The 24,326-nt window shown below is 73.3% G+C and carries 24 protein-coding genes; 6 read left to right on the forward strand and 18 right to left on the reverse strand.

The features are described 5' to 3' along the window. Positions 1-114: 114 nt before the first annotated feature. Positions 115-693 (forward strand): IS3 family transposase, encoded by a 579-nt coding sequence (locus AC5WAM_RS09600; RefSeq protein WP_495522308.1) that lies wholly within the window; start codon positions 115-117, stop codon positions 691-693. A 665-nt stretch (positions 694-1,358) separates the two neighbouring features. Continuing rightward, entirely contained in the window at positions 1,359-2,336 is a 978-nt protein-coding gene (locus AC5WAM_RS09605) for an ornithine cyclodeaminase family protein (protein ID WP_495522309.1), read from the forward strand. Between the two features lie 6 nt (positions 2,337-2,342). Here the strand turns inward: AC5WAM_RS09605 and AC5WAM_RS09610 are convergent, their stop codons facing one another. The 8 genes from AC5WAM_RS09610 to AC5WAM_RS09645 form a co-directional block, all read right to left on the reverse strand. Continuing rightward, entirely contained in the window at positions 2,343-3,611 is a 1,269-nt protein-coding gene (locus tag AC5WAM_RS09610; protein ID WP_495522310.1) for a sulfite oxidase, read from the reverse strand. A gap of 266 nt (positions 3,612-3,877) precedes the next feature. Continuing rightward, positions 3,878-4,468 (reverse strand): sugar kinase, encoded by a 591-nt coding sequence (locus AC5WAM_RS09615; RefSeq protein ID WP_366793200.1) that lies wholly within the window; start codon positions 4,466-4,468, stop codon positions 3,878-3,880. After that, positions 4,469-5,626, reverse strand: a complete 1,158-nt coding sequence (locus AC5WAM_RS09620) for an ROK family glucokinase (protein ID WP_138962531.1) — start codon at positions 5,624-5,626, stop codon at positions 4,469-4,471. Positions 5,627-5,840: 214 nt separating this feature from the next. Beyond that, positions 5,841-6,668 carry an ATP-binding cassette domain-containing protein gene (locus AC5WAM_RS09625; RefSeq protein ID WP_366793201.1) on the reverse strand — a complete coding sequence of 276 codons (828 nt, stop codon included), beginning with the start codon at positions 6,666-6,668 and terminating at the stop codon, positions 5,841-5,843. Beyond that, positions 6,665-7,723, reverse strand: a complete 1,059-nt coding sequence (locus AC5WAM_RS09630; protein WP_366793202.1) for an ABC transporter permease — start codon at positions 7,721-7,723, stop codon at positions 6,665-6,667. Before AC5WAM_RS09630 ends, AC5WAM_RS09625 begins: the two co-directional genes overlap by 4 nt. Further along, positions 7,720-8,733: a sugar ABC transporter substrate-binding protein gene (locus AC5WAM_RS09635; protein ID WP_495522311.1), complete on the reverse strand. Its 1,014-nt coding sequence runs from the start codon at positions 8,731-8,733 to the stop codon at positions 7,720-7,722. Before AC5WAM_RS09635 ends, AC5WAM_RS09630 begins: the two co-directional genes overlap by 4 nt. Positions 8,734-8,894: 161 nt before the next feature. Then, positions 8,895-9,053: a hypothetical protein gene (locus AC5WAM_RS09640; RefSeq protein ID WP_366793204.1), complete on the reverse strand. Its 159-nt coding sequence runs from the start codon at positions 9,051-9,053 to the stop codon at positions 8,895-8,897. A gap of 132 nt (positions 9,054-9,185) precedes the next feature. Next, a complete protein-coding gene (locus AC5WAM_RS09645; RefSeq protein WP_366793205.1) occupies positions 9,186-10,040 on the reverse strand; it encodes a GntR family transcriptional regulator in 855 nt (284 codons plus the stop codon). 36 nt (positions 10,041-10,076) lie between these two features. Between AC5WAM_RS09645 and AC5WAM_RS09650 the strand changes: the two genes are divergently transcribed. Then, on the forward strand, positions 10,077-11,096 hold the full coding sequence (locus AC5WAM_RS09650; RefSeq protein WP_495522312.1) for a Gfo/Idh/MocA family protein: 1,020 nt from the start codon (positions 10,077-10,079) through the stop codon (positions 11,094-11,096). A gap of 39 nt (positions 11,097-11,135) precedes the next feature. Here the strand turns inward: AC5WAM_RS09650 and AC5WAM_RS09655 are convergent, their stop codons facing one another. From AC5WAM_RS09655 to AC5WAM_RS09680, 6 genes are all read right to left on the reverse strand, one after another. After that, positions 11,136-11,564 (reverse strand): PaaI family thioesterase, encoded by a 429-nt coding sequence (locus AC5WAM_RS09655; RefSeq protein WP_495522313.1) that lies wholly within the window; start codon positions 11,562-11,564, stop codon positions 11,136-11,138. Positions 11,565-11,639: 75 nt separating this feature from the next. After that, complete coding sequence (locus AC5WAM_RS09660) at positions 11,640-12,824, reverse strand: cytochrome P450 family protein (RefSeq protein WP_495522314.1); 1,185 nt, start codon at positions 12,822-12,824, stop codon at positions 11,640-11,642. Positions 12,825-13,120: 296 nt separating this feature from the next. After that, entirely contained in the window at positions 13,121-13,789 is a 669-nt protein-coding gene (locus tag AC5WAM_RS09665; RefSeq protein ID WP_138962525.1) for a response regulator, read from the reverse strand. A 59-nt stretch (positions 13,790-13,848) separates the two neighbouring features. Continuing rightward, positions 13,849-15,036 carry a hypothetical protein gene (locus AC5WAM_RS09670; RefSeq protein ID WP_495522315.1) on the reverse strand — a complete coding sequence of 396 codons (1,188 nt, stop codon included), beginning with the start codon at positions 15,034-15,036 and terminating at the stop codon, positions 13,849-13,851. After that, complete coding sequence (locus AC5WAM_RS09675; RefSeq protein WP_495522316.1) at positions 15,033-16,241, reverse strand: hypothetical protein; 1,209 nt, start codon at positions 16,239-16,241, stop codon at positions 15,033-15,035. Before AC5WAM_RS09675 ends, AC5WAM_RS09670 begins: the two co-directional genes overlap by 4 nt. Before the next feature lie 170 nt (positions 16,242-16,411). Further along, on the reverse strand, positions 16,412-17,677 hold the full coding sequence (locus tag AC5WAM_RS09680; RefSeq protein ID WP_495522317.1) for a sensor histidine kinase: 1,266 nt from the start codon (positions 17,675-17,677) through the stop codon (positions 16,412-16,414). A gap of 235 nt (positions 17,678-17,912) precedes the next feature. Between AC5WAM_RS09680 and AC5WAM_RS09685 the strand changes: the two genes are divergently transcribed. Then, a complete protein-coding gene (locus tag AC5WAM_RS09685) occupies positions 17,913-18,122 on the forward strand; it encodes a hypothetical protein (protein WP_366796245.1) in 210 nt (69 codons plus the stop codon). Between the two features lie 16 nt (positions 18,123-18,138). Here AC5WAM_RS09685 and AC5WAM_RS09690 read toward each other — a convergent pair whose 3' ends face one another. Together AC5WAM_RS09690 and AC5WAM_RS09695 are read right to left on the reverse strand one after the other, a co-directional pair. Next, positions 18,139-18,573, reverse strand: a complete 435-nt coding sequence (locus AC5WAM_RS09690; RefSeq protein WP_366796246.1) for a guanyl-specific ribonuclease — start codon at positions 18,571-18,573, stop codon at positions 18,139-18,141. Between the two features lie 224 nt (positions 18,574-18,797). After that, positions 18,798-19,406, reverse strand: coding sequence for a dihydrofolate reductase family protein (locus AC5WAM_RS09695; RefSeq protein WP_366796247.1), 609 nt, complete (start codon positions 19,404-19,406; stop codon positions 18,798-18,800). A 238-nt stretch (positions 19,407-19,644) separates the two neighbouring features. On the opposite strand from AC5WAM_RS09695, the gene AC5WAM_RS09700 reads away from it, so the two are divergent. Then, a complete protein-coding gene (locus AC5WAM_RS09700; RefSeq protein ID WP_495522318.1) occupies positions 19,645-20,385 on the forward strand; it encodes an SDR family NAD(P)-dependent oxidoreductase in 741 nt (246 codons plus the stop codon). 206 nt (positions 20,386-20,591) lie between these two features. Here AC5WAM_RS09700 and alc read toward each other — a convergent pair whose 3' ends face one another. Together alc and allB are read right to left on the reverse strand one after the other, a co-directional pair. After that, complete coding sequence (gene alc, locus AC5WAM_RS09705) at positions 20,592-21,704, reverse strand: allantoicase (RefSeq protein ID WP_495522319.1); 1,113 nt, start codon at positions 21,702-21,704, stop codon at positions 20,592-20,594. Between the two features lie 5 nt (positions 21,705-21,709). Beyond that, positions 21,710-23,047, reverse strand: a complete 1,338-nt coding sequence (allB, locus tag AC5WAM_RS09710) for an allantoinase AllB (RefSeq protein ID WP_495522320.1) — start codon at positions 23,045-23,047, stop codon at positions 21,710-21,712. Positions 23,048-23,391: 344 nt separating this feature from the next. Here allB and AC5WAM_RS09715 point away from each other — a divergent pair, with 344 nt between their 5' ends. After that, entirely contained in the window at positions 23,392-24,204 is an 813-nt protein-coding gene (locus AC5WAM_RS09715; RefSeq protein WP_242725759.1) for an IclR family transcriptional regulator, read from the forward strand. Positions 24,205-24,326 lie beyond the last annotated feature (122 nt).

Genomic DNA, 24,326 nt, shown 5'->3' on the forward strand with positions numbered 1-24,326 from the left:
CGGAGAAGACCACCCACGATGTTGCTTTCCTGTGCCGGTTGTTCAACGTGGCCCGCTCGTTCTACGCCTGGCGCTCGGCGGCGAAGGCCCGCATCGCACGGAGAGCGGCCGACGATGCCCTTGCGCACGAGATCAGTCCTGCACGTCGCCTCGCGCCAGACCTACGGGGTTCCTCGCATCCACGCCGATACGCCCGGCACCAAGTTGGTCGGCGACATCACCTACCTCCCGACCGCCGAGGGCTGGCTCTACCTCGCCTGCTGGCTGGACCTGGCCACCCGCGAAGTCGTCGGCTACGCGATGGCCGACCACCACCGCGCCAGCCTGGTCATCGACGCACTCGAGATGGCCCACGGCCGAGCCGCCCTGCAACCCGGATGCATCGCACACTCGGACCGCGGCAGCGAATACACCTCCGCCGACGTCCGCCGCGCAACAGGCGGGTTGGGAATCCGCCGAAGCTGTGGACGCACCGGATCATGCTTCGACAACGCCGCCGCGGAGAGTTTCTGGGCCCTGCTCAAAGAAGAGATCGGCACCCGCCTCTGGCCCGACCGGGCCACCGCCCGAGCCGAGGTCTTCACCTTCATCGAGACCTTCTACAACCGCCGCCGCCTGCGCAAACACAAGATGCTCGGCTACCTCACACCAGCCGGGACCAGACAACGCCAACAGCACGCCCTCGCGGCGTAACGATCAAGTATCCAAGATCACGGGGAAACCTCATCAGGTCGCGGACGAGTGACTGCGATCGTAGCCATCCCGCGCCGCAATGCCTACGGTTGTTCGAATTATTGGGCCGCCGCGACCTACCGGAAGCATCCCCTCCCAACCCGATACCGACCAGCGCCATGCCATCGGCCTCACAGACAGAACCCCCGCCGGATCAAGCCGACGGGGGTCAACATCTGTCACGCCCGAGTCACCAACAGCGTTGACGCACCTGGACGGCCGGGTCCCAACTCGGTCAAAAGCTCCCGCCCTGGACCACATGGACGCCAGAAGACGACTTCGCCCACCTGTGCCACGTCGTCCCGAGCGACGGCCCGAGGACCAGTACCGGAGCGTCGTCCGGACCGTCGAAGCGGAACTGGAGGGCGGGGTTCTTCGTCTCACTCACCCGCTCCACGCTAGCCAGTCGCCTTCGGCGTCGAGTGACGGGGGCATCGTCTGGACCGGGCCTCCGCGCCGGTGTCCTCCTTGCCGGTGGGAGGCCGCCCTCTCGTCTGCCCGGTGGCTGTGCTTGCGCGTCTGCGGGACTGTTGTGGCTGGTCGCGCAGTTCCCCGCGCCCCTCAGGGGGCTGTTGCCCGGCCCGGTGCGGTGTTTCGGGGGCGTCGGCATCGGTGAGGGTCATGGGATGAATCCGCTACCCGTCTCCCCAGAACCTTCAGGAAATCCTCTCCTTCACATCGGCGCCGACGCCGTCGCCCGGCTCGTTCCCATGGCCGTCGCCGTCGACGCCGTCGAGGCCGCGCTCGCCGGGGGCGGCCTCGACCCGGAGGCGGAGCCCGCCCGGGCCGTGGTCGGGGTGCCGGGCGGGCAGCTGCTCCTGATGCCCTCGGCCACGACGGCGTACGCGGGCGTCAAGGTCGCCTCCGTCACGCCGGACAACCCCGCGCGCGGGCTGCCGCGCATCCAGGGCCTCTACCTCCTCCTCGACGGGGTGACGCACACCCCGCTGGCCCTGCTCGACGGCATCGCGCTGACGTCGCTGCGCACGCCCGCCGTGTCGGGAGCGGCGCTGCGGCACCTGGCCGTGCCCGGGGCCCGGCGGCTGTTGGTGTTCGGGACGGGGCCGCAGGCGTGGGGGCACGTGGAGGCGGTGCGGGCGGTGCGGCCCGGGCTCGCGCACGTGGACGTGGTGGGCCGGGATCCGGGGCGGCGCGCGGCGTTCGTGGACCGCTGCCGGGGCGCGGGCCTGACGGCGGCGGCCGCGACGCCCGAGGACGTCGCGCACGCCGACGTGGTGTGCTGCTGCACGACGGCGCGCGAGCCGCTGTTCGACAGCGCACTGCTCGCGCCGCACGCGGCCGTCGCGGCGGTCGGCTCGCACGAGCCCGACGCGCGCGAGGTGGACGAGCACCTCGTGGGCCGGGCCACGGTCGTCGTCGAGGCCCGGTCCGTGGCGCTGCGCGAGTGCGGCGACATCGTGCAGGCCGTGGCCGCCCGCGCCTTCGACCCGCAAGGGCTGCGCACGCTCGGCGCGTTGGTGCGCGGCGAGGTGCAGGTCGCGCGGGACAGGCCGCGCCTGTTCAAGTCGGCGGGGATGGCGTGGCAGGACCTGGCGGTGGCCGTGGGGGCGTACGAGAGGCACGGCGCGGGCCAGCCGGGCTGACGGTCCTCACACCACCGTCACCGGGTGCCGGACGACGGCGTCGAACAGGTACCCCTGGGTGTTGTGCGGCGTCGTGGGCGGCTGGGTGCGGCCCGTCGCGTCGGTGACGCGGGCCAGGAGCGTGGCCGGGCCCGTGGCGCGCGGGCGCCAGGTCGTGCTCCAGCGCACCCAGGAGCCGCGGCGCGGCTCGTCGCGCAGCCGGGCCGGGTGCCAGGTGGCGCCGCCGTCGGTGCTGACGTCGACGCGGGCGACGGCCGCCGCGCCGGACCAGGCGCGGCCGGTGAGGCGGTGCCGGGCGCCCGCGGCCAGGGGCGCGTTCCAGGGCAGCTCGAAGGCGGACTTGAGGGTCTGGCGGGTGAGGGGCGCGGAGCCCTCCGGCGGGTGGCCGGGGCCGAACAGGCGGTAGAAGGCGGTGTTCCAGGGCGAGTAGAGCGGGGTGGCCGAGACCTCGATGTCGCCCACCCACTTGATGGACGCGATGCCGATCCAGGAGGGCACGAGGACGCGCACCGGGTGGCCGTGGTCGGCGGGCAGCGGCTCGCCGTTCATCTCGTACGCGAGGAGTACGTCGTCCAGGGCCTTGGCGAGGGGCAGCGGGCGGCGCACCCGGCCGAGGTTCGTGCCGTCCGCCGTCACGTAGTCGCCGTCGAGGCCGCGGGGCATGACGTCCACGGCGTGACGGGCGAGGCCCGCCTCGCGCAGCACGTCGGCCAGGCGCACGCCGCGCCAGCGCGCCTGGCCGATGGCGCCGAGCGTCCAGGCCGTGCCGGAGACCTGCTGGCCCTGCTGGGTGGTGAACAGGCTGCGGCCGTTGCCCGCGCACTCGACGAACGCGCTGCGGGTGGTCGACGGCAGCCGCTGGAGGTCGGCGAGGGTGAACTCCCTTGGGCCGCCGCTGAGTCCGTCACCCCACACGGTGAGCTTCCAGCTGTCGGCGGCGAGTTGGGGCGTGGCGGTGTGGTTGCGGACGAAGAAGTGGGACACGGGGGTGAGGTGACCCGTCTCCGCGAGGGCCTCGAACCGGGTCTCGGCGTTCGTGCCGCGCGGCGTGAACACCTCGGCGGGCAGCGCCTTGACGATGCCCGGCACGGTGGCGGCGTGGGCGCGCGGGGCGCTCCAGACGCCCGGCGCACAGGCCGCGAGGCCCGCGGCGGCCGCGAGGCGCAGCAGGTCGCGGCGGGCCACGCCGTCGGCGCGGGCCTCGCCCGCGAGCCACTGGCGCAGCCTGCGCCGGTCGTGGTCGGCTTCGGTCGGGGAGGGGTGGGGCAGCGTCATGGGGGCGGCCTTCCGCGCGGCGTGACAGGGCGGCGTGACAGGAGGGGTGCGGCACGGCGCGTACGCCGGACGGAGGTCACACGGCGTACGGGACGTGCTCGGCGGGGGTGTGCTGAAGGATCAACAACAGCCGCGCCAAGGCAGCGCACGGGCCCGGTGGGCACCGGGGGCGAAGCTGCCGCGGCCGAGGATCACGGCGCCATGCTACGAGGCCGCGGCGGAACCCGCCACGGCCTCTTCCTTCTCCTGCTCCCTGCGGAGGTGTCCTAGGGCGTCGTCGCGGAGACCACGTAGACCATCGGGTGCTTCGGGTTGGCGCGGCTCACCACGATGTCCTGGGTGGGCGCCGGGTTGTCCTGGTCGTGGGTCACGCCCCACCAGGGGCCGGGGCCCGTGAACTCCCAGCCGACGACGTTCTGGTCGCGCTTGCTGATGGTGATGTCGTCCTTCTTCAGCTTGCTCGCGCTGGTGCCGGTCTCCTTGAGGAACTTCTCCAGGCCTTCGTTGCTGGTGAGGAACTGGACGTACAGCCGGCTGGTGCGCCAGTTGTTCGTCTCGTAGTAGGCGACCTCCGCCGAGTACGGCGGCACCGACACGTCGTACAGGCGGCGCTGGACCTTGGAGGGCCAGCCCGCGGTGAGGCCGGTCGCGGAGTACTTCTTCTCCTTGTCGCGGCCGCTGTCGCGGGACTGGTTCGCGGAGATCAGCAGATAGACCGCGGGCACGCCGATGAGCAGCACGATGATCGTCGCGGTGAGCCAGCGGCGGCGGAGCATGTGGCGGCGGTCCTCGGGGCGCGGCTCCGGCGCCGCGGGGCCGGGCAGGTCCGGGGACGAGGGCTGGCGGGGAACGGTCATCTACTGGCTTCCCTGGGCGGTGCGGTCGTTGGCGCGGCGGGCCTCGGCGTAGCGCTCGTAGCGTTCGTAGCGCTCGACGCGGCGGCGGTTGGCGCGGCGGAAGCGGCGGGCCACGAGCCGGGCCAGGTCGGCGGCGCCGACCATGCCGGCCTCGGGGCCGAGCTGGGCGCGGGCGATGCGGGCCTCGGGGCGGTAGCCGCGCCCGGTGAGGTGGCGGCGGAAGGCGTCGCGGGCGGGGCCGATGAGCAGGTCGTCGGCGGCGCTGACGCCGCCGCCGATGACGAAGCAGGACGGGTCGAGGGCCGCGGCGAGGTTGGCGATGCCGACGCCGAGCCACTGGCCGATGTCCTGGAGCAGCTCGACGCACATGGCGTCGCCCTCGCGGGCCAGCTCGGTGATGAGGGGCCCGGTGATGTCGGGCACGTTGCCCTTGACGCGCTCGATGATCCCGTACGCGACCGGCGAGTCGGCGGCGGCCAGCTCGCGGGCCTCGCGGACGAGCGCGTTGCCGGAGCTGTACTGCTCCCAGCAGCCGCGGTTGCCGCACGGGCAGCGGTGTCCGCCGGGCACGACCTGCATATGGCCGAACTCGCCCGCGACCCCGAACTTGCCGCGCTTGACCTGGCCGTCCTCCAGGATCGCGCCGCCGATGCCGGTGCCCAGGGTGATCATGACCAGGTGGTCCTCGCCGCGGCCGGCGCCGAAGCGCCACTCGGCCCAGGCGGCGGTGTTCGCGTCGTTGTCCACCATGACGGGCACCGCGAGACGCCCGGAGATGCGGTCCCGGAGGGGTTCGTTGCGCCAGGACAGGTGCGGGGCGAACAGGACGCGGTTGCGGTCCGCGTCGACCCAGCCCGCGGCGCCGATGCCGACGGCGTGCACGTCGTGCCGGTCGGACAGGTCGAGGACCAGCTCGACGATGGTGTCCTCGACGACCTTGGGGCTCTTGGACTTGTCCGGCGTCTCGGTGCGCAGGGTCTCCAGGATGTTGCCGTCGGCGTCCACGACGCCCGCCATCACCTTGGTGCCGCCGATGTCGATGCCGACCGTGGGGACGCGGGGCGCCGTCAGGTGCGAACGGCGCTCACGCGTGCCCACGGTCCGCAGAACGGTGGCTCGGGCGGAGCCGCGGTGCGTGAGGTCGCGGTAGGTGCTCATCGCGCCGATTCTGCCTCACGCCCGCGGGGGCGCGCACAACGGGGACCCGGGGCGCGGCCGCCCCGGGCTTCCCGCCCGGGCCCGGGGTGAGCGCCCCTTGGGGGCGCGGGGAACTGCGCGCTCAGCGCGCGAAAAGCCGCAGACGCGTCTGCTCGGTGCTCGGCAGACGCGTCTGCGGCTGTGACCTGGCTGGTCGCGCAGTTCCCCGCGCCCCTTACGGGGCGCTCCCTCGCTCCAGTTCATGACGGAGGTCTTCCAGCTCGGAGCCCCCCGCCATCTGGCGGGTCAGCTCGTCGAGGGTGACGTCGGCTCGCGAATAGGAGCCGGACATCCGGCCGCGCTTCAGGAGGACGAAGCGGTCGCCGACCAGGTAGGCGTGGTGCGGGTTGTGGGTGATCAGGACCACGCCGAGGCCCGCGTCGCGGGCCGCGGCCACGTACTTCAGGACGACGCCGGACTGCTTCACGCCGAGCGCCGCCGTCGGCTCGTCCAGGACGAGGACCTTCGCGCCGAAGTAGACGGCGCGGGCGATCGCCACGCACTGGCGCTCGCCGCCGGAGAGGGTGCCGATCGGCTGGTCGACGTCGCGCAGGTCGATGCCCATGCGCAGGAGCTCGGCGTGGGTGGTCCTGCGCATGAACTCCACGTCCAGGCGCTTGAACGGCCCGGTGCCCTTGGTGGGCTCGGAGCCGAGGAAGAAGTTCCGCCACACCGGCATGAGCGGGACGACCGCCAGGTCCTGGTAGACGGTGGCGATGCCGCGGTCCAGGGCCTCGCGGGGGCTGGCGAGCCGGGTCTCCTCGCCCTCGACGCGGAAGGTGCCCGCGTCGTGCCGGTGCAGGCCCGCGACGATCTTGATGAGGGTCGACTTGCCCGCGCCGTTGTCGCCGAGCACGCAGGAGATCTCCCCCGCGTGCACCTCCAGGGAGACACCTTCGAGGGCGCGGATGTTGCCGTAGTACTTGCTGACGTCGTCGAGCTCGACGAGCGGCGTACCGTCCGCGGGGGCCGTGGCGTCCTTGGATACGGCCTCAGTCGTCATTTCGTCGCCTCCGCGCGCTTGCGGACCCAGGCGTTCAGCAGGGTCGCGAGGAGCAGCATCGCTCCGAGGAAGAACTTGAACCAGTCCGGGTTCCACTCGGCGTAGACAATGCCCTTGCTGGTCATGCCGAAGATCAGCGCGCCGACCGCGGCACCGACCGCCGAGCCGTAGCCTCCGGTGATCAGACAGCCGCCGATGACGGCCGCGATGATGTAGATCAGCTCGTTGCCGACGCCCTCGCCGGACTGGACGACGTCGTAGTTGAACAGCAGGTGCTGGCCGGAGACCCAGGCGCCGAAGGCGACGCCCATGTAGAGGCCGATCTTGGTCTTGCCGACGGGGACGCCGACCGCGCGGGCGGCCTGCTCGCCGCCGCCGACCGCGAAGATCCAGTTGCCCGCGCGGGTGCGCAGCAGGATCCAGGTGGCGACCGCGACCATCGCCAGCCACCAGACGATCGTGATCTTGAAGTCGACGCCGCCGACGGTGATCGTCGAGGCGAAGACGTCCTTGGCGGACGAGAAGCCCTCCATGTCGGAGATCGACTTGGTGGAGACCGTGCCGCTGATCAGCTTGGTGAAGCCGAGGTTCATGCCGGTCAGCATCAGGAAGGTGCCGAGCGTGATGATGAAGCTCGGCGGGTCGGTGCGGATCAGCATGACGCCGTTGAACACGCCGATGGCGAGGGTCGCGAGCAGCGAGACGCCGACGCCGACCCAGACGTTCGCGGTCATCTGGTAGCTGAACATCGACGACATCAGCGCGGACGTCGTGACCATGACGCCCGCCGACAGGTCGAACTCGCCGCCGATCATGAGCAGCGCCACCGGGACCGCCATGATGCCGATCGTGGAGGCCGCGTACAGGACGGTGGCGATGCTGTTGGCCTGGAGGAAGCTGTCCGCGATGATCGCGAAGAACAGGAAGACCGCGACGGCGCCGACGACCGAGCCCAGCTCGGGGCGGCCCAGGAGCTTCTTGAGGGGGGAGGTCGTCAGGAGGCGCTCGTCCGCCGCCTTCGCGGGCTTGTGCGGTGCCGGTGCGGTCGCGCTCATCGGGTGCCCCGCTTCGCGTAGTCCTCGAGCTCGCCCGCCTGGTCCTTGGTGACGATCTGCGGGCCGGTGAGGACCGGCTTGCCGCCGCCGAGGACGTCGGCGTTGTACTTGTAGAGCCACAGCAGGTCCACGGCCTCGTAGCCCTGGAGGTAGGGCTGCTGGTCGACGGCGAAGCCGAGCGTGCCGGACTTCAGGCCTCCGGCGACCTTCTCGTTCAGGTCGAACGTGTCGATCTCCGCCTTGCTGCCCGCGCCCTCCTTGGCCTTCACCGCGGTGTCGGCGAACGGGGCGCCGAGCGTGACGACCGCGTCGATGTCCTTGTCGGCCTGGAGCTTGGCCTCGATGCCGGACTGCACGTCGGGCATGTTGGTGCCCTCCACGTACAGGTTCTTCATCTCGCCCTTGAAGGTCTTCTTGGCGCCCTCGCAGCGCTGCTCGTGGCCCACGTTGCCCTGCTCGTGCAGGACACACAGGGCCTTCTTCTTGCCCCGCTTGTTGAGCTCCTCGCCGACGGCCTCGCCCGCGATCGTCTCGTCCTGGCCGATGTGGGTCAGGGCGCCGAACGCCTTGGACTCCTCCGAGCCCGAGTTCACGGTCACCACCGGGATGCCCGCCTTGCGGGCGCGGGCCACGGCGGCCTTCATCGCGTCCGGCTTGGCGAGCGTGACGATGATGCCGTCGACCTTCTTGTCGATGGCCGCGTCCACGAGCTGGGCCTGCTGCTGCGCCTCGTCGTGGTGCGAGTACAGGAACTTGATGTTGTCCTTGACGGCGGCCTGCTTCGCGCCGTTCTGGACGATGTCCCAGAACGTGTCGCCGTCGCCCGAGTGGGTGATCATCGCGAAGGTCCAGCGCGGCGTGTCCACCGCGGCCCTGCCCGACGCCTGCGCCGCCTTGCGCGCGTCCTCGGCGCGCTTGCCGCCGGTGCTGCTGCATCCCACGAGGGACGCCCCGAGCACCGCAACCAGCACGGCACCCACCGCACGTACTCCCGTTCGAACCCTTGCCACGTCGCCGTGCCCTTCTTGCTGTGCCGTGCTTGCAGTGCCTGCTGAGATCGCCGTGTTCGCGGTGTGCACAGTGTGCCGCGCCCTGCCGAGCCTCTCGTGCCGCTGGGCCCGGTGACCGGACCCAGCCGCCCAAGTATCGGTCACGCCGCCGCCGCGCATGGTCATCGGGTACCGCGGTCGGTGTACTTCTGCGGCCGCGGAACGTCCTTCCCGGCCACCGCGGCGGGCCCGGTCGGGACCGGTTCGCCGCCGGAGCCGCCGCGGCCTGCCGCGAGCGCGACGACCGCTGTGACGGCTGCTGCCGTGCGGGATGTACGCATGGTGGTGCCACCCTTCTCCCGGCTTGCTCCCGGCCGCCGCTGCTGTGCGGCTGGAGGGAGTTGTAGCCGGGGGCGCGGCCCACCGTCAATGACTTTGTCAGAACATTCTTACTTCTGTGGTGCCGGGCAAGGTCAGGGGCGCACGAGGAGCTGGAACTCGAAGGAGTACCGCGAGGCGCGGTAGATGTGCGAGCCGTACTCGACCGCACGGCCCGTGTCGTCGAAGGTCGTGCGCCGCATGGTGAGCACCGGCGCGCCCTCCGGCTCGGCGAGCAGCCCGGCCTCCTCCCCCTCGGCCGCGCGGGCGCCCACGGACTGCCGGGCGCTGTGCAGCGTGATGCCCGCGGCCCGCATCAGCCGGTACAGGCCGGTGGCCTCCAGGGCCTCGGTGTCGAGGGCGAGCAGCCCGGCCGGGATGTGGTTGCGCAGCCGGGCCATGGGCTCGCCGTGCGCGAGCCGGAGGCGCTCGACCAGGTGGACGTCGCTGCCCTCGGCCACGCCGAGGGCGGCCGCGGTCTCGGCGGACGCGGGTTCGACCACGTTGCGCAGGACCCGGGTCTCGGGGCGCTGGCCCGCCGCCTCCAGGTCGTCGTACAGGCTGCTGAGCTCCAGGGGCCGCTTGACCTGGCTGTGCACGACCTGGGTGCCGACGCCCCTGCGGCGCACGAGCAGGCCCTTGTCGACGAGCGACTGGATGGCCTGGCGGACGGTGGGCCGGGAGAGGCCGAGGCGCCCGGCGAGCTCGATCTCGTTGCCGAGCAGGCTTCCGGGCGTCAGGGCGCCGCGCTCGATCGCCGCCTCCAACTGCTGGGACAGCTGGAAGTAGAGCGGGACCGGGCTGCTGCGGTCGACGCCGAGGTGCAGGGCCACGGTGGGGTCCACGGCCGGTTTCGCGGCTTTGGCTGCTCCTTGTTCGGTCACGGAGCGAGCGTAGTCCGGGGAGATGATGACGGGAAGTTCGGAAGTTCTGTTGTCAGGACAAACCATTGACAGGAGCGCGGTTCCGTCGCGAGGGTGGGGCCCATGCGCATCGGACTGATCGGAACGGGACGTATCGGCACCTTCCACGCGGCGGCCCTCGTCCGCCGTCCGGAGGTGGAATCGCTCGTCGTCGCGGACGTGGACAGCGCGCGGGCCGCGGACCTCGCGGCGCGGCTCGGGGCGACGGCGGCCCCTTCGGTGGACGCGCTGTTCCCGGGCGACTCCTCGGGTGCCGGCGTGGACGCGCTGGTCATCACGGCGGCGACGGCCGCGCACGCGCAGCTCATCGCCCGGGGGGCGCGGGCGGGCCTGCCGGTGTTCTGCGAGAAGCCCATCGCGCTCGACCTGCCGGGCACCCTCGCCGCGCTCACCGAGGTCGAGTCCGCCGGAACGATCCTTCAGCTCGGTTTCCAGCGCCGCTTCGACGCCGGGTACGCGGCGGCGCGCGCGGCCGTGCGCGCCGGGAAGCTCGGGCGGCTGCACACCGTACGGGCCATGACCTCGGACCCGGCCCCGCCGCCCGCCGCGTATCTGCCGCTGTCGGGGGGCCTGTACCGGGACTGCCTCGTGCACGACTTCGACATCCTGCGCTGGGTGACGGGGCGCGAGGTGACCGAGGTGTACGCGACGGGGTCCGACGCCGGTCCCGCGATGTTCCACGAGGCGGGCGACGTCGACACGGCGGCCGTCCTGCTCACCCTCGACGACGGCACCCTGGCCACGGCGACCGCGACCCGCTGCAACGGCGCGGGCTACGACGTCCGCATGGAGCTGGCCGGGGAGGCCGACCAGATCGCGGTCGGCGTGACCGCCCGCACCCCGCTCACCTCCGCCGAGCCGGAGGCGCCCGGCGGCCCCGACAAGCCGTGGCCCGGCTTCCTCGAGCGCTTCGCCCCCGCCTACGAGGCGGAGCTCGCCGCGTTCGTCGACGTCGTGCGCGGCGAGCTGGCCAACCCCTGCGACGGCCGGGAGGCGCTGCACGCGCTGCGCATCGCCGAGGCGTGCGAGCTGTCGCGGGCCGAGCGGCGGCCCGTGCGGCTCACGGAGATCCCCGGGGCCTGAGCCGCGGTCGGCCCGGCCCGCCCCTCCGCGGGCCGGGGCTCAGCCCGTCGTGCGGACCGTGCCCTGGGCCAGGGCGCAGAGCGTCTCGACGCCCTCGCCGTCGACGGTCAGCAGGTCGCACCGGACGACGGCCTGACGGCGGCTCGCCTGGGCGACCGTGGCCCGCGCAAGCAGGCGGGTGCCGGTGGCCGGGCGCACGTACTGGATGGAGAAGCCCGAGGTCAGGACCGCCGGGCCGAGCACCGTGCCCGCGGCGAACGTGATGCCGTTGTCCGCCGCGTACGACAGGACGCCGCCGTGCACGAAGCCGTTCTGCTGGAGCAGCTCGGGGCGCAGGGGGACCTCCAGGGTGGCCGCGCCGTCGCCGAACTCGGTCAGCTCGGCTCCTACGAGGCGGCTGAACGGCTGGGCAGCGAGGGTCTGCTGAGCGAGGGTCAGGTCCAGGGGCGGTTCCACGGCTTCGGTCATGGCAGGACTTCTACCACCCGGTAACCGCTGCTGCACATGCCGGGGCGGGGGCCGGGCGGAGGTCCCGGGCGGGTGCTACCAGCGGACGTCCAGGCGGCGCAGGCCCCGCATCAGCAGGCCCGGGCGCCAGTCCGTCGCGGGGCCGTCCAGGGCGAGGTCCGGGCAGCGCTCCAGGAGCGAGGCGAGGGCGATCCGGCCCTCGACGCGGGCCAGCGGGGCGCCCAGGCAGAAGTGGATGCCGTGCCCGAAGGCGACGTGGCCCTGCGGGGCGCGGTGGAGGTCGAAGTCGTCGGGCGCCCCGTACTTGTCCGGGTCGTGGTCGGCCGCGGTGAGGCCCACCACGACGACGGCGCCGGCCGGGATCAGCGTGCCCGCCATCTCGGTGGGCTCGGTGGTGAAGCGGTAGGTGGAGTTCTCCACCGGGCCCTCGTGGCGCAGGCCTTCCTCGATCGCGCCGTCCAGGAGGCCCGGGTCGGCGCGCAGCGCGGCCAGCTGGGCGGGGCGGGTGAGCAGGGCGTGGACGGTGTTGGTGATGAGGTGGACCGTCGTCTCGTGTCCCGCGATGAGCAGGAGGTACGCCATGCCGCGCAGCTCTTCGTGGGAGAGCCGGTCGCCGTCCTCCGCGCGGGTGCGGATGAGGGCGCTGAGCAGGTCGTCGCCGGGGACCGCGCGCTTGGCCTCGATCAGCTCGTCCAAGTAGGCGGCGAGGGCGACGAAGACCGTCTCCTGCCACTCCTCGGTGGTGGGCGAGGTGGCCTCGTTCGACAGCTGGCGGAAGCGCTCGCGGTCCAGGTCGGGGACGCCGAGCAGTTCGCAGATGACCGTCATCGGCAGTGGGAAGGCGAGGGCCTCCACCAGGTCGGCGCGGCTTCCCTTGGCGAGCATCCCGTCCAGGAGGCCGTCCGTGATCTCCTGGATCCGCGGGCGCAGCGCCTGGACCCGGCGGGCGGTGAACTCCCGGGCGATCAGGGAGCGCAGCCGGGTGTGGTGCGGCGGGTCGACGGTGAGCAGATGCGGGCCGATCAGCACCTCGTCCGGTAACGCCAGGTCGATTCCCGTGCTCGACTTGGTGAGGCGGGGGTCGGCTAGGGCGGCGCGGGCCGCTTCGTAGCCCACCACCAAGTAGTGGTCGGTGTCGTGGTCCGGGGGTGGGAAGCGGACGCGGTGGACGGGGCCTCGGGCTCTCAACTCGGCGTACGCCCGGTGGGGGTTGGCGGTGAAGTCCTCGTAGGAGGCGAGGTCGATGATCGCGTCTGCCATGGGGCGTCCCCTCGTGCGGGTTACCTGGTGTCCGCGGAACGAACGGGGCGGCCGTGCCGTTCCCCTCGCGGTGCGCCCCAGACCCGCCCCTTCCCGAACCATCGGCTACCGCCCCCGTGCCCCCGCCTTTTCGGCGCTCCGCGCCTCGTCCTCAAACGGCGGACGGGCTGAAAGTCTCCGGTGCGGGCCGACGACCATCCAGCCCGTCCGGCGTTTGAGGACGAGCGCGCCAGCGCGAAAGGGGCGGCGGCCCATGGTTCGGGAAGGGGCGGGATCGGGGAGGCCCCCGGCAGGGGTCAGGCCCCGTCCAGGAGGTCCGCGTCGTGGACCAAGAGGGCGATCTGCACCCGGTTGTTGAGGTCGAGCTTCGTCAGGATGCGGGAGACGTGGGCCTTCACCGTGGCCACGCTCAGGAACAGCTCCGCCGCGATGTCCGCGTTGGAGGCGCCCCGGCCCACCGCCACGGCGACCTCCCGCTCCCGTTCTCCGAGGGCACCGAGGCGCGCGAGGGCGCGTTGGCGCCGGTCGAGCTGCGGCCCGCCCCCGGTCACCTGGGAGATGAGCTGCTGCGTCACCGTGGGCGAGAGCACGGGCTCCCCGGCGGCCACGGCCCGCACCGCGGCGACGATCTCGGCGGGCGCGGTGTCCTTGAGGACGAACCCGGCGGCCCCGGCCCGCAGCGCCCGCAGCACCTGCTCGTCGGCGTGGAACGTGGTGAGGACGATGACCTCGGGGGCGTCGGGGCGCTTGCGCAGGAGTTCGGTGGCGGCGAGGCCGTCCATGGTGGGCATCCGGATGTCCATGAGGACGACGTCCGGGCGCACCTCACCGACCAGCGCGGCGACTTCGCTGCCGTCCCCCGCCTCGCCGACGATCTCGATGTCGTCGGCGCCGCCGAGCATGAAGGAGAGTCCGGCACGGACCAGCGGGTCGTCGTCGACGAGCAGGAGCCTGATCGGTTTCATGCGCCCTACCGTAACGAGCCCGGTCACCGGCCCCGGCCGGGGCCCGGGGCGGGAGGTGGTCACCGGGGCAGCCGGATCCGCAGCGGGCCGCAGCCCACGCGGTCGGCCTCCGCCGCCACGTAACGGGGCATGAGCGCGCGGATGTCGGCGGCGCGCTCCCCGTCGTCGGCCCGGATCAGGAAGGTGACGTCGCCGGTCTGGCACTCGGCCTGGTAGAGGGCCATGTCGTCACGGAGGAAGCCGTGCCCCCGGGAGTGCCTGCGGGTGTCGCCGTCGGCCGTGACGCGCCGCTGCCCGCCGTCGTACGAGAGGTCCTTGTAGAGCACGGCGAGGCGCGGGTCCGCGACCGTCATCAGGCGCAGCGACGGATGGCCGAAGAGGACGTCGCGGTCGCAGGTGCGCACGGGGGCGTCGCCCGCGGTGACCAGGGGGCGGCGGTAGTGGTCGGCGTCCTTCCCGTCGTGCGTGCGCAGGCCCTCGACGCCGCAGATCGCGTCGCGCTTCTCGTCGGTGAACCGGGCGGGGGCGCCGAGCCCGCCGGTCGGGTCGGCGAGGGTGCGGGTGCAGCCCTGGTCCGTCATGTAGTCGTTGACGAGGGTGACCACGGCGCGGGCGAGCCGGGCCCGTTCGTCGGTGTCGACCTCGTCGTCGTACACCGTCCAGCCGGTCTCCATGTCGACGACGAGCGGGCCTTCGTCCTCGCGCTGGCGGCCGACGCAGCCTTCGGGGACCGCGAGCCACGCGCGCGTGTCGGACACCATGCCGAGCAGTCCGCCGCCGAAGGGCGTCATGCGCGCGGACAGGTACTCGTCGGCCCAGGTGTCGCCCGCACCGCCGAAGCGTACGTCGAGCCGGTGCAGCCGGGCGGTGACGCGGGCGCCGCGCGGGGACGTCAACCGGCACAGCCCGGACGGCCCTTCGGAGCCGGTCCTGCTGGTGGTGACGGGCACGTCGGCGGCCTCGATGTCCCGTTCGCCGTGGAACAGGTCGGCCACGTCGTCCTCGTCGAACGCGCCCCAGCAGGCCCGTTCCGCGGCGAACGGTCCCGCCTGCGCCTGCCAGGCCACGCCCGTGCCGCCGAGCAGCGCCCCGGCGAGGGCGGCGGCGAGGGCGGGCCGCAGACGGCCGCGGGTGAGCCGGCGCCAGTGCCACCAGGGGCGGCGCGGCGCGGCCGTCGCGACGGCGGCCGCCACGTCGCCCCCGCCGTCCTCGGTGTCCGCCGCGGCCGTCGTGCGGTGCTCGCTCATCGGTGCTCCCCCGCAGTGGCGGCAGGCGTCTTCGGCGCGAGGGGCGCGCACCCCAGGCGTCGCGTCACCGCGTCGGTGAACGTGGTGAAGTAGCCCTCGGTGGCACGCGCCGACGAGCCGAGCATCAGGAACGTCGTGGGGCGGCCCGCGCACCGGGCGCGGACGACCTGGTGCCCGGCGGCGAAGACGCCGGTGCCGCGCCAGCCGGGCGCGGGCGGCGCGCTCCCGGTCACGCCGTCGAGCAGCGCGCCGAGCCGTGGCTCACGGATCATCAGGGCGTCGAAGATCCGGGTGTCCTCGCGCTCGCCGAGCCTGAGGGAGCGGCCGATCCGTACGGAGCAGGCCTGTCTGTCCCGGGTGACCGCGCCGACCTGGGCGACGAGCCGCAGGGCCGCCTCCTTGCCGAGGCCGGACGCGACGTCGAGCCCCGGGATGCGGCAGACGGCGCTCGACGGCCTTGTGTCGTCCTTCTCCGGGAGCCTGAGCAGGGGCGAAGTGACGCGCGGCGGCTCTGCGGGGGCGCAGCCCGCGGCCCGCATGCCCTGTTCGGCTGCGGCCAGGAGGAGTTCGACGGCGGCGTCGGCGCCGCCGAGGTCCGTGCCGCCGATGACGTCGTCCGGCCCCTTCTCCTCGGCGCGCAGGGTGACGGCGGTGGGCCGCCCGTCGCGGGTGTCGCAGCGCTTGGGCAGGACCAGCAGGCCGTGGCTGCCGTCGACGGCGCCGGGCAGCCCCTCGGGCAGGGGCACCGCGCGGCCGCCGACGAAGGTGTTGATCCACTCCAGGCGGGCGGCGGCCCGCTCGGGCGCCGGTCCGTACGTCACCGTCACCCGGGTGTCCTGCACGCCCTTGTCGCCGTCGCTGAAGGTGTGCTCGGAGCGCACGGCGAGCACGCACCGCCCCTGCGGCCTGGCGCGGGTGGGCGCGGTCTCCTCGGCCGTGCGGCGGTGGGCGTCGTCCCCGTCGAAGGCCTCGTCGCCGAGGATGCCGGGGCCGCTGTCCTGCGCCCAGGCGCCCCAGCAGTAGCGGTCACGGCCCTCGAAGGGCCAGGTGTCCGTGGCCCAGGTGCCGAGGCCCGCGGCGAGCAGCGTGACCACGGCGGTGGCGGCGAGCGCGCCGCGCCGGGTCCTGAGGCGTTGCCGTATGCGTATGAACCGTTTGCCCTCTTGTGGGCGGCCGGTGTCGTCCGGCGCGCTCTCCCCCGTCACTGCCTTAACCTCTCCGGTCACGTGCCGTTGCCGTCCGCATCCGCTTGCGGGGCTTTGCTTCTGTGCAGCGGCTGATCGTAGCCGGGCGGCGAGCACACCCCCTCACCAGGCCCTGGGGAGTGCGGAGTTGAGGGGCGGAGCGGGGCGATCCGGGCAGGGGCTCACCCGGCTCACCCCCAGGGCAGCCAGGCCTCGACGGCGAAGCCGCCGCCCTGCCGGACGCCGTGGGAGAGCCGTCCGCCCGCGAGCGACGCCCGTTCGGTGAGCCCGATGAGCCCCTGGCCCGAGCCGGGCACGGGCGGCACCTCGCCGGGGGGCGCCGGGTTGCGGACGGTCACGGTCAGGCCCTCGTCGGGCGCGCCCGCGACGGCGACGGTGACCTCGGCGCCCGGCGCGTGCTTGCGGGCGTTGGTCAGGGCCTCCTGGGCGATGCGGTACGCGGTGCGGCCGATCGCGGCGGGCACCGCCTCGGCGTCGGCCACGCGCAGGTCGAGGACCACCTTCATGCCCGCCTCGCGGGACTCGGCGACGAGCGTGTCCAGGGCCGCGAGGGTGGGCTGGGGCCGCCCTGACGAGGTCTCCGCCTCGCCGCCGCGCAGCACCCCGATGACCTGGCGCAGGTCCTGGAGGGCCTCGTGCGCGCTCTCCCGGATGACGCCCGCGGCACGGGCGATCTCCGCCTGGGGGGCGTCGGGCCGGAACTCCAGGGCGCCCGCGTGCACGCTGAGCAGCGTCAGGCGGTGGGCGAGGACGTCGTGCATCTCGCGCGCGATGGCCTCGCGGGCGAGCCGCTGGGCCTGCTCGGCGCGGAGCGCGGCCTCGTTCTCGGCGCGCCGGGCCCGGTCGCGCAGGGCGATCAGGAGCTGGCGCCGGGAGCGGACGAGCATGCCCCAGGCGAGGACGACGAGCAGGAGCATCGACGTCAGCACGACCGACACCAGGTACGGCGTCTCGCCGTCGGGCCGCAGCCAGAAGAACACCGGGATCGTGGCGACCCCGAGGCCGCCGATCAGCGCGCTGTACTTGAACGGCCGGTGCACGGCGAGCGTGAAGTAGGCCACGAGCGTGGTGCCGCCCGCGGAGTCGGACACGAGGCCGACGAGCAGCATCGCCACGGCGAGGCCGACCGGCCAGCGCCTGCGCAGCCACACGGCGGCACAGGACGCGGCGCCGATGAGCTGGTCGATCGCGACCGTGCTGTCGGACAGCGCCGGGTTCTTGGCGACGCCGTCCGCGCCGATGAGGCCGATGACCACGGCGACCAGGAAGAAGCCGAAGTCGACGACCCAGTCCCGCAGGGTGCGCCGCACCCGCCCGCCCTCGCCGTCGCGCCGGTCCGGGTCCAGCTCGGCGGTGACGGCCGAGGGCAGGAACCAGGTGTTGGGCAGCACGGGCTCGGCGCCTGCCGGGGGCTCCGGTGCGGCTTGACGGTCCACGCCGGCCGGCCGTCCCCCGTCGACGGCCGGTCGTGTGGCAGCGCTGTCGTTCACAAGCGACAAATCTACGCACCGTCCGGCCGGATGGCTTCCCACCAGCGGCGATCGTCGACCAAAGTCACCTCGCGAGCGACTTTGGGCGCATCCCGGCGGGCGCCGATGCGGCCGCCCGGCGCGGCGGTCCTCGCCCCGCGGCCGATGTCCGTGGGGGGTGCGCGGGACGAGGATCGGTGCCATGAAGAAGCTTCTCGAAGGGATCGGTTTCCTGCTGCTCGTCCAGGGGGCCGCGGGGCTGGTGCACGAGTTCACCGGCTGGCTGCGCGGCTGGGGCGTGATCCAGCACCTGGGCTTCGCCGACGGCTACGAGCTGTATCTGAGCATCGCGCTCGTGGTGCTCGCGGTCGCCCTGTTCGCGGCGGCGGAGAGCACCGAGAAGGCCCGGTGAGCCCCCTGGGCGCCGGTCAGCAGCTGCGGTCGACCAGGTCGAACGACCGGTAGTGGTCGGCGGTGTAGTAGTCCTCCTGGCTGCGCTCGCCGGTGACGATGCGCCGGGCGCCACGGGTCGAGGAGCCCGGGGTCTTGACGGTGTACTCGTGGTAGTAGCCGGTGCTCTGCTTCGGCAGGACGCCCTCCCGGTTCTGGAAGACGGTGCCGTCCTGCGGGTACGGGAACGGCCCGTTCTTCGCTATCAGGCGGAGGGTGTCGTGGGCCTGCGAGGGCAGGGCCGAGTAACAGATGTCGCCGACCGAGGCGACGGAGAACCCGGCCGGGCCGACGACGGCCGGGCCCGGCTGCGGGGCGGCGTTCGCGACGCCGGTGACGGAACCGCCGACGAGGAACGCGGCGGCGAGGGCGGACGCACTGACGAGACGGGTGATCCGTGGGGGGATTCGCATGGGCCCATGGTGACGCGCGTAGAGGTTGATGTGTCAATGACAATGGGACATAAGTCCGAGGAATTTCCCTGGAGTTAACCGGGGGAGGCCGCCCGCCACGGACAGCCTCCCCCGTACCGCAGGTCACGCGCGGCCTCACCCGTACCACCGACCGAGTCCTGCCCGAGGGGCCGGGCAGGCCGTCCGATGAGCCGGACGCGCCCGTCCGATGAGCCGGGCGGGCCCTAGTAACTCCCGTACTCCGGGCGGCCCGCGCGGTCGTACGAGTTGATCACGACGCCCTTGGACGTCGTACGGGACGCGGTGTGCCGGAACGCCGTCGGCAGGCCGCCCTCGGCGAACAGGCGCTTGCCGGTGCCGAGGGCCACCGGGAACGTCAGCAGGTGCAGCGTGTCGATCAGGTCGTGCGCCAGCAGGCTCCGCGCGAGGCCCGCGCTGCCGTGCAGCTGGAGCTCGCGGCCGGGCCGCTCCTTGAGCGCGCCGACGTCCCGCAGCAGGTCGTCACGGCCGATGATCTCGGTGCCCGCCCAGTCGGCGCCGGTCAGCGTGCGGCTCGCCACGTACTTGGGCAGCGCGTTGAGCCGGGAGGCGATCGGGTCGGCGGGGTCGGTCATCTTCGGCCAGTACCCCGCGAAGATCTCGTACGTCCGCCTGCCCAGGAGGAAGGCGTCCACCCGGCCGAACACCTCCTCGACGAAGCGGCCGAAGTCCTCGTCCCCGTACGGCACCGACCAGCCGCCGTGCGGGAAGCCGTCGCTGGTGTCCTCCTCGGGGCCGCCCGGGGCCTGGATGACGCCGTCGAGGGTCTGGAACTGCGTGAGCGTGATCTTCATGGCGACCGCCTTCTGTCTCGTGCCGCGTGGCCGGCGGGGCGCCGTCCGCGCCCGCCCTCACCCCTTTCGACCCTCGCACCGCCCGGAACTCATCGCCCCGCGAGCGCCGTCCGGCACCCCGCGCCTCGGCGTCCGTTTCCCGCCAGCTCCGGGGCGCGGCCGGGACTTTGATGGAGCACGCAAGCACGGGGCCGCGACCGGCGGCCGCTACGGACGAATGCGAAAGCGCGGTACGGACATGTCTTCACTCACCGGTAAGAAGGCCCTGGTCACCGGCGGCAGCCGCGGCATCGGCGCGGCGATAGCGCTGCGCCTGGCCCAGGACGGCGCCGATGTGGCGATCACCTATGTGCAGGGCGAGGACGCGGCCCGCGAGGTCGTCGCCAAGATCGAGGCGGCCGGGCGGCGCGGCTTCGCGATCCGGGCCGACGCGGCCGACGCCGGGGACGCCGCGGGCGCCGTCGCACGGGCCGCGGACGACCTCGGCGGCCTCGACATCCTGGTCAACAACGCGGGCGCCGGTGTCATCGGCCCGCTGGAGTCCCTCAGCCTCGCCGACGTCGACCGCGTCCTGTCCGTGAACGTCCGGGCGGCGTTCCTCGCCTCCCAGGCGGCGGCCGCGCACCTGCCGCGCGGCGGACGCGTCGTCTCCATCGGCAGCTGCATGGCCAAGCTGGTGCCGGGCCCCGGCGGAACGCTGTACGCCACCAGCAAGGCGGCGCTCATCGGCCTCACCAAGTCGCTGGCGCGGGAGCTGGGCGAGCGGGGCGTCACGGCGAACCTGGTGCACCCCGGGCCCATCGACACCGACATGAACCCGGCCGACGGCCCGTACGCCGCGGCCCAGGCCGCTCACACCGCCCTGGGGCGCTACGGCAGCCCTGCCGAGGTGGCCTCGATGGTCGCGTACCTCGTCGGGGACGAGGCGGCGTACGTCACGGGGGCGGAGCTGTCGGTCGACGGCGGCCACGCGGCGTAGCCCTCGCGGGGGCGCCCGCTTCCTGGGGGCTCCGCCCCCAGACCCCCGCTCCTCAAACGCCGGAGAGGCTGAAAACCCTGCCGCAACCGGCGACAGTTCCAGCCCGTCCGGCGTTTGAGGACGAGGCGCGAAGCGCCGAAAAGCGGGGGCACGGGGGCGGAGCCCCCGGAGCGGGAAGGGGCGGGCCTGGGGCGCCCCGCGCGGGATCAGCCCAGTTCGCGGTGGCGGGCCCGGAGCGTCGTGGCGCCCGCCTCCGTCAGACGGCCGAAGAGGCGGAGCCGGGAGATGCCCCCGTCGGGGAAGATGTCCACGCGCGCGTGGGTGCCGACGGCGGTCTCGGGCAACACGAAGCGGTGGTTCGTGTCCGGTTGCAGCCGGGTGCGCGGCAGCACCTCCACCCACTCGCCGTCGTCGCCGTCGCGCACGGACACGGAGGCCCACCCCGCCGAGTTCCCCTTGAGGTACGCCGTGTCGATCTCCAGGGCCCGCACGGAGGCCTGCGCCACGAGCCGGTAGCGGATCCAGTCGTGCCCCTGGTCGCGCCGCCGCCGCGTCTCCCACCCGTCGTCCATCTTGCGCGAACGCCCGGGCTGGATGGTGTTGGTGGCGGGCGAGTAGAAGCGGTCGGACGCGTCCTCGACCCGGCCGCCGTTCTCCAGGGCGACGACGTCGAAGGTGCCGAGCGCGGCGAGCCAGTCGGGGTCGGCGACGACCTCGCCGTACACGCGCAGCCGGGCGATGCCCCCGTCGGGGTGCTGGTTGACCCGCAGATGGGTGAACCGCTGCGCGGCGTCCACGGCGAAGCCGTTCGCGGCGTGGCCTCCGACGGGCGTGCGCGGGACGAGCACGGTCCACTTGACGTCGTCGGCGAGGAGTTCCTCGGGCGTCGGCGAGCCCTCGACGGCCGTGCCCTCGACGGACACCGCCTGCGGGTAGTTGCCCCGGAAGTGGGCGGTGTCGACGACGACGCCGTGGACGACGCCGGGCGCGCCGAGGCGGACGAGGGCCCAGTCGTGGTCGTCCTCGGTGGGCCAGGGCCGCTCGGCGGACACGCCCCGGCGGCGGCGGGTCTCCCAGCCGTCCATGACCTTGCCCTTGTGGCCGAAGTGCTCGGGGTCGAACTCGGCGGCGCCCGGCAGGAGCAGGTTCTCGCGCATCGCGAAGAACTCGTCGTTGGCGGCGATGACGCCGGCGCCGAGCTGCCGGTCGGCGAGGTTGGCGTACTGGGTGAAGGGGAAGTCGGCGGTGCGGTAGTCGGCGTAGGGCTCGCCGCCGCCGTAGGGGTTCGCGTCGCCGGTGAAGCTCGGTATCGCCGTCACGGTGATCAGTTCTTCCTTTCCAGTAGGAGGCCCGAGGGGGCGGTGAACTCGCCCTCGGACACGATGCGTCGGCCCCGCAGCCAGGTGGACTTCACGACGCCGGTGAGGGTCTTGCCCGCGTACGCGGTGACGCGGTTGCGGTGCTGGAGCCGGGCGGGGTCCACGGTGAAGGTCTCGTCGGGCGCGAGGACCGCGAAGTCGGCGTCGCGGCCGGCCTCGATGGCGCCCTTGCGGTCCAGGCCGACCAGGCGCGCGGTGTGGGTGGACATCCAGCGCACCACGTCCTCCAGGCCGTGGCCGCGCGCGCGGGCCGCCGTCCACACGGCGGGCAGGCTGAGCTGGAGCCCGGAGATGCCGCCCCACGCGGTGGCGAAGTCGGGCGTCTTGAGCTCGGCGGTGGACGGGGAGTGGTCGGTGACGACGCAGTCGATGGTGCCGTCGGCGAGCGCCTGCCACAGCAGGTCCTGGTTGGCGGCCTCGCGGATGGGCGGGCAGCATTTGAACTCGCTGGCGCCGTCCGGGACTTCCTCGGCGGTGAGCGTGAGGTAGTGCGGGCAGGTCTCGACGGTCAGCCGGACGCCTTCGCGCTTGGCGGCGGCGATCAGCGGCAGGGCGTCGGACGAGGACAGGTGCAGCACGTGCACACGGGCGCCGATGCGCCTGGCCAGGGCGATGAGGCCCTCGATGGCGGTGTCCTCGGAGACGCGCGGGCGGGTCGCCAGATAGTCCGCGTACTTGGGTCCGCCGCGGGCGGGCGCCGCGGCCAGCTCGCGCGGGTCCTCGGCGTGCACGATGAGCAGTCCGCCGAACCCGGCGATCTCCCCCATGGAGGAGGCCAGTTGGTCCTGGTCGAGCTCCGGGAACTCGTCCACGCCCGAGGGCGAGAGGAAGCACTTGAAGCCGTACACGCCCGCGTCGTGCAGGGCCCTGAGGTCCTTCACGTTGTCGGGCAGCGCGCCGCCCCAGAAGCCGACGTCGATGTGCGCCTTGGGCCGGGCGACGTCCTGCTTCGTACGGAGGTGGGCGACGGTCGTCGTCGGCGGCAGGGAGTTGAGCGGCATGTCGACGAGCGTCGTGATGCCGCCGGCCGCGGCCGCGCGCGTGGCCGTCCAGAAGCCCTCCCACTCGGTGCGGCCGGGGTCGTTGACGTGGACGTGCGTGTCGACGAGCCCGGGCAGCAGCGCGTGGTCGCCGACGTCCTCCAGGCGGGCGCCGGGCTCCACGGGCGCGTCGTGGGGGCGGACCGCCACGATCGTGCCGTCGCTGACGGCGACGGACGCGGCACGCGTCCCCTCGGGGGTGATGACGCGCGTCGAGCGCAGCACCAGTTCGACGTCGGACACCGCGACCCCTCTCCGTAGGGCCCCGCGCGGGGGCTGCTGGGCCCCCCACCGGCGGGCCTCGGCTCCGGTGGCCTTCCGGCCAGCGGAATTCAACGATCTGTTGAAGGAGTTTTCACTTCGCCGCGAGCCGCGTCAAGGGTCTATACGTTTCCACAAAGTGGAACTACAATTCCGTAGTTCAGAACGTAGCTCTCTACGACGCATACCGTCGAAGGCGCTCCGACCGCCTCGCGGGAGACCGGACAAACACGCACTGACCGGCACGGACGCCCCGCCCGCGCCGGATACGTCCCCGCAGGCGCCCGGTAGGCTGCATACCGCCTGCCAGTCGAAAGGAACGCGCCGTGCCGACGTCCAGCGCCAGCACCACCGACGCCGCGAAGTCCTCCGCTCCCGCGCCCGCGAGCGGGGGCGTCCAGTCCCTCGAGCGCGCCTTCGACCTCCTGGAGCGGATGGCCGACGCCGGGGGCGAGGTCGGCCTCAGCGAGCTGTCCGCGAGCAGCGGCCTGCCGCTGCCGACCATCCACCGCCTCATGCGCACGCTCGTCGCCTGCGGATACGTCCGCCAGCAGCCCAATCGGCGGTACGCGCTCGGCCCCCGTCTGATCCGCCTCGGCGAGTCCGCGTCCCGGCTGCTCGGCACCTGGGCGCGCCCCTACCTCGCCCGCCTCGTCGAGGAGACCGGCGAGACGGCGAACATGGCCCTGCTCGACGGCGACGAGGTCGTGTACGTGGCGCAGGTGCCGTCCAAGCACTCCATGCGGATGTTCACCGAGGTGGGGCGGCGGGTCCTGCCGCACTCCACCGGGGTGGGCAAGGCGCTGCTCGCGCACACGCCGCCGGACGAGGTGCGGGCGCTGCTCGCGCGGACGGGGATGCCCGCCGCCACGGAGAAGACCATCACCACGGCCGACGGCTTCCTCGACGCGCTCGACGAGGTCCGCCGTGCGGGGTACGCGGTCGACGACAACGAACAGGAGATCGGCGTGCGCTGCCTCGCCGTCTCCGTCCCCGACTCCCCCACGGCCGCGGCGATCTCCATCTCGGGCCCCGCGGGCCGCGTCACCGACGAGGCCACCCGCCTCATCGTCCCCGTCCTCCAGCAGGTCGCGGCCGAACTCTCCACGGCCCTGGCGAGCTCGGGCCCGTCGGCATAGTCCCTCGCGGGTGGCGCCCCAGACCCGCCCCTTCCCGATTCCTGGAGGCTCCGCCCCCAGACCCCCGCTCCTCAAACGCCGGAGAGGCTGAAAGATCTGCCGCAACCGGCGACAGTTTCAGC

It is taken from the genome of Streptomyces sp. JLYT201, from assembly GCF_059448825.1.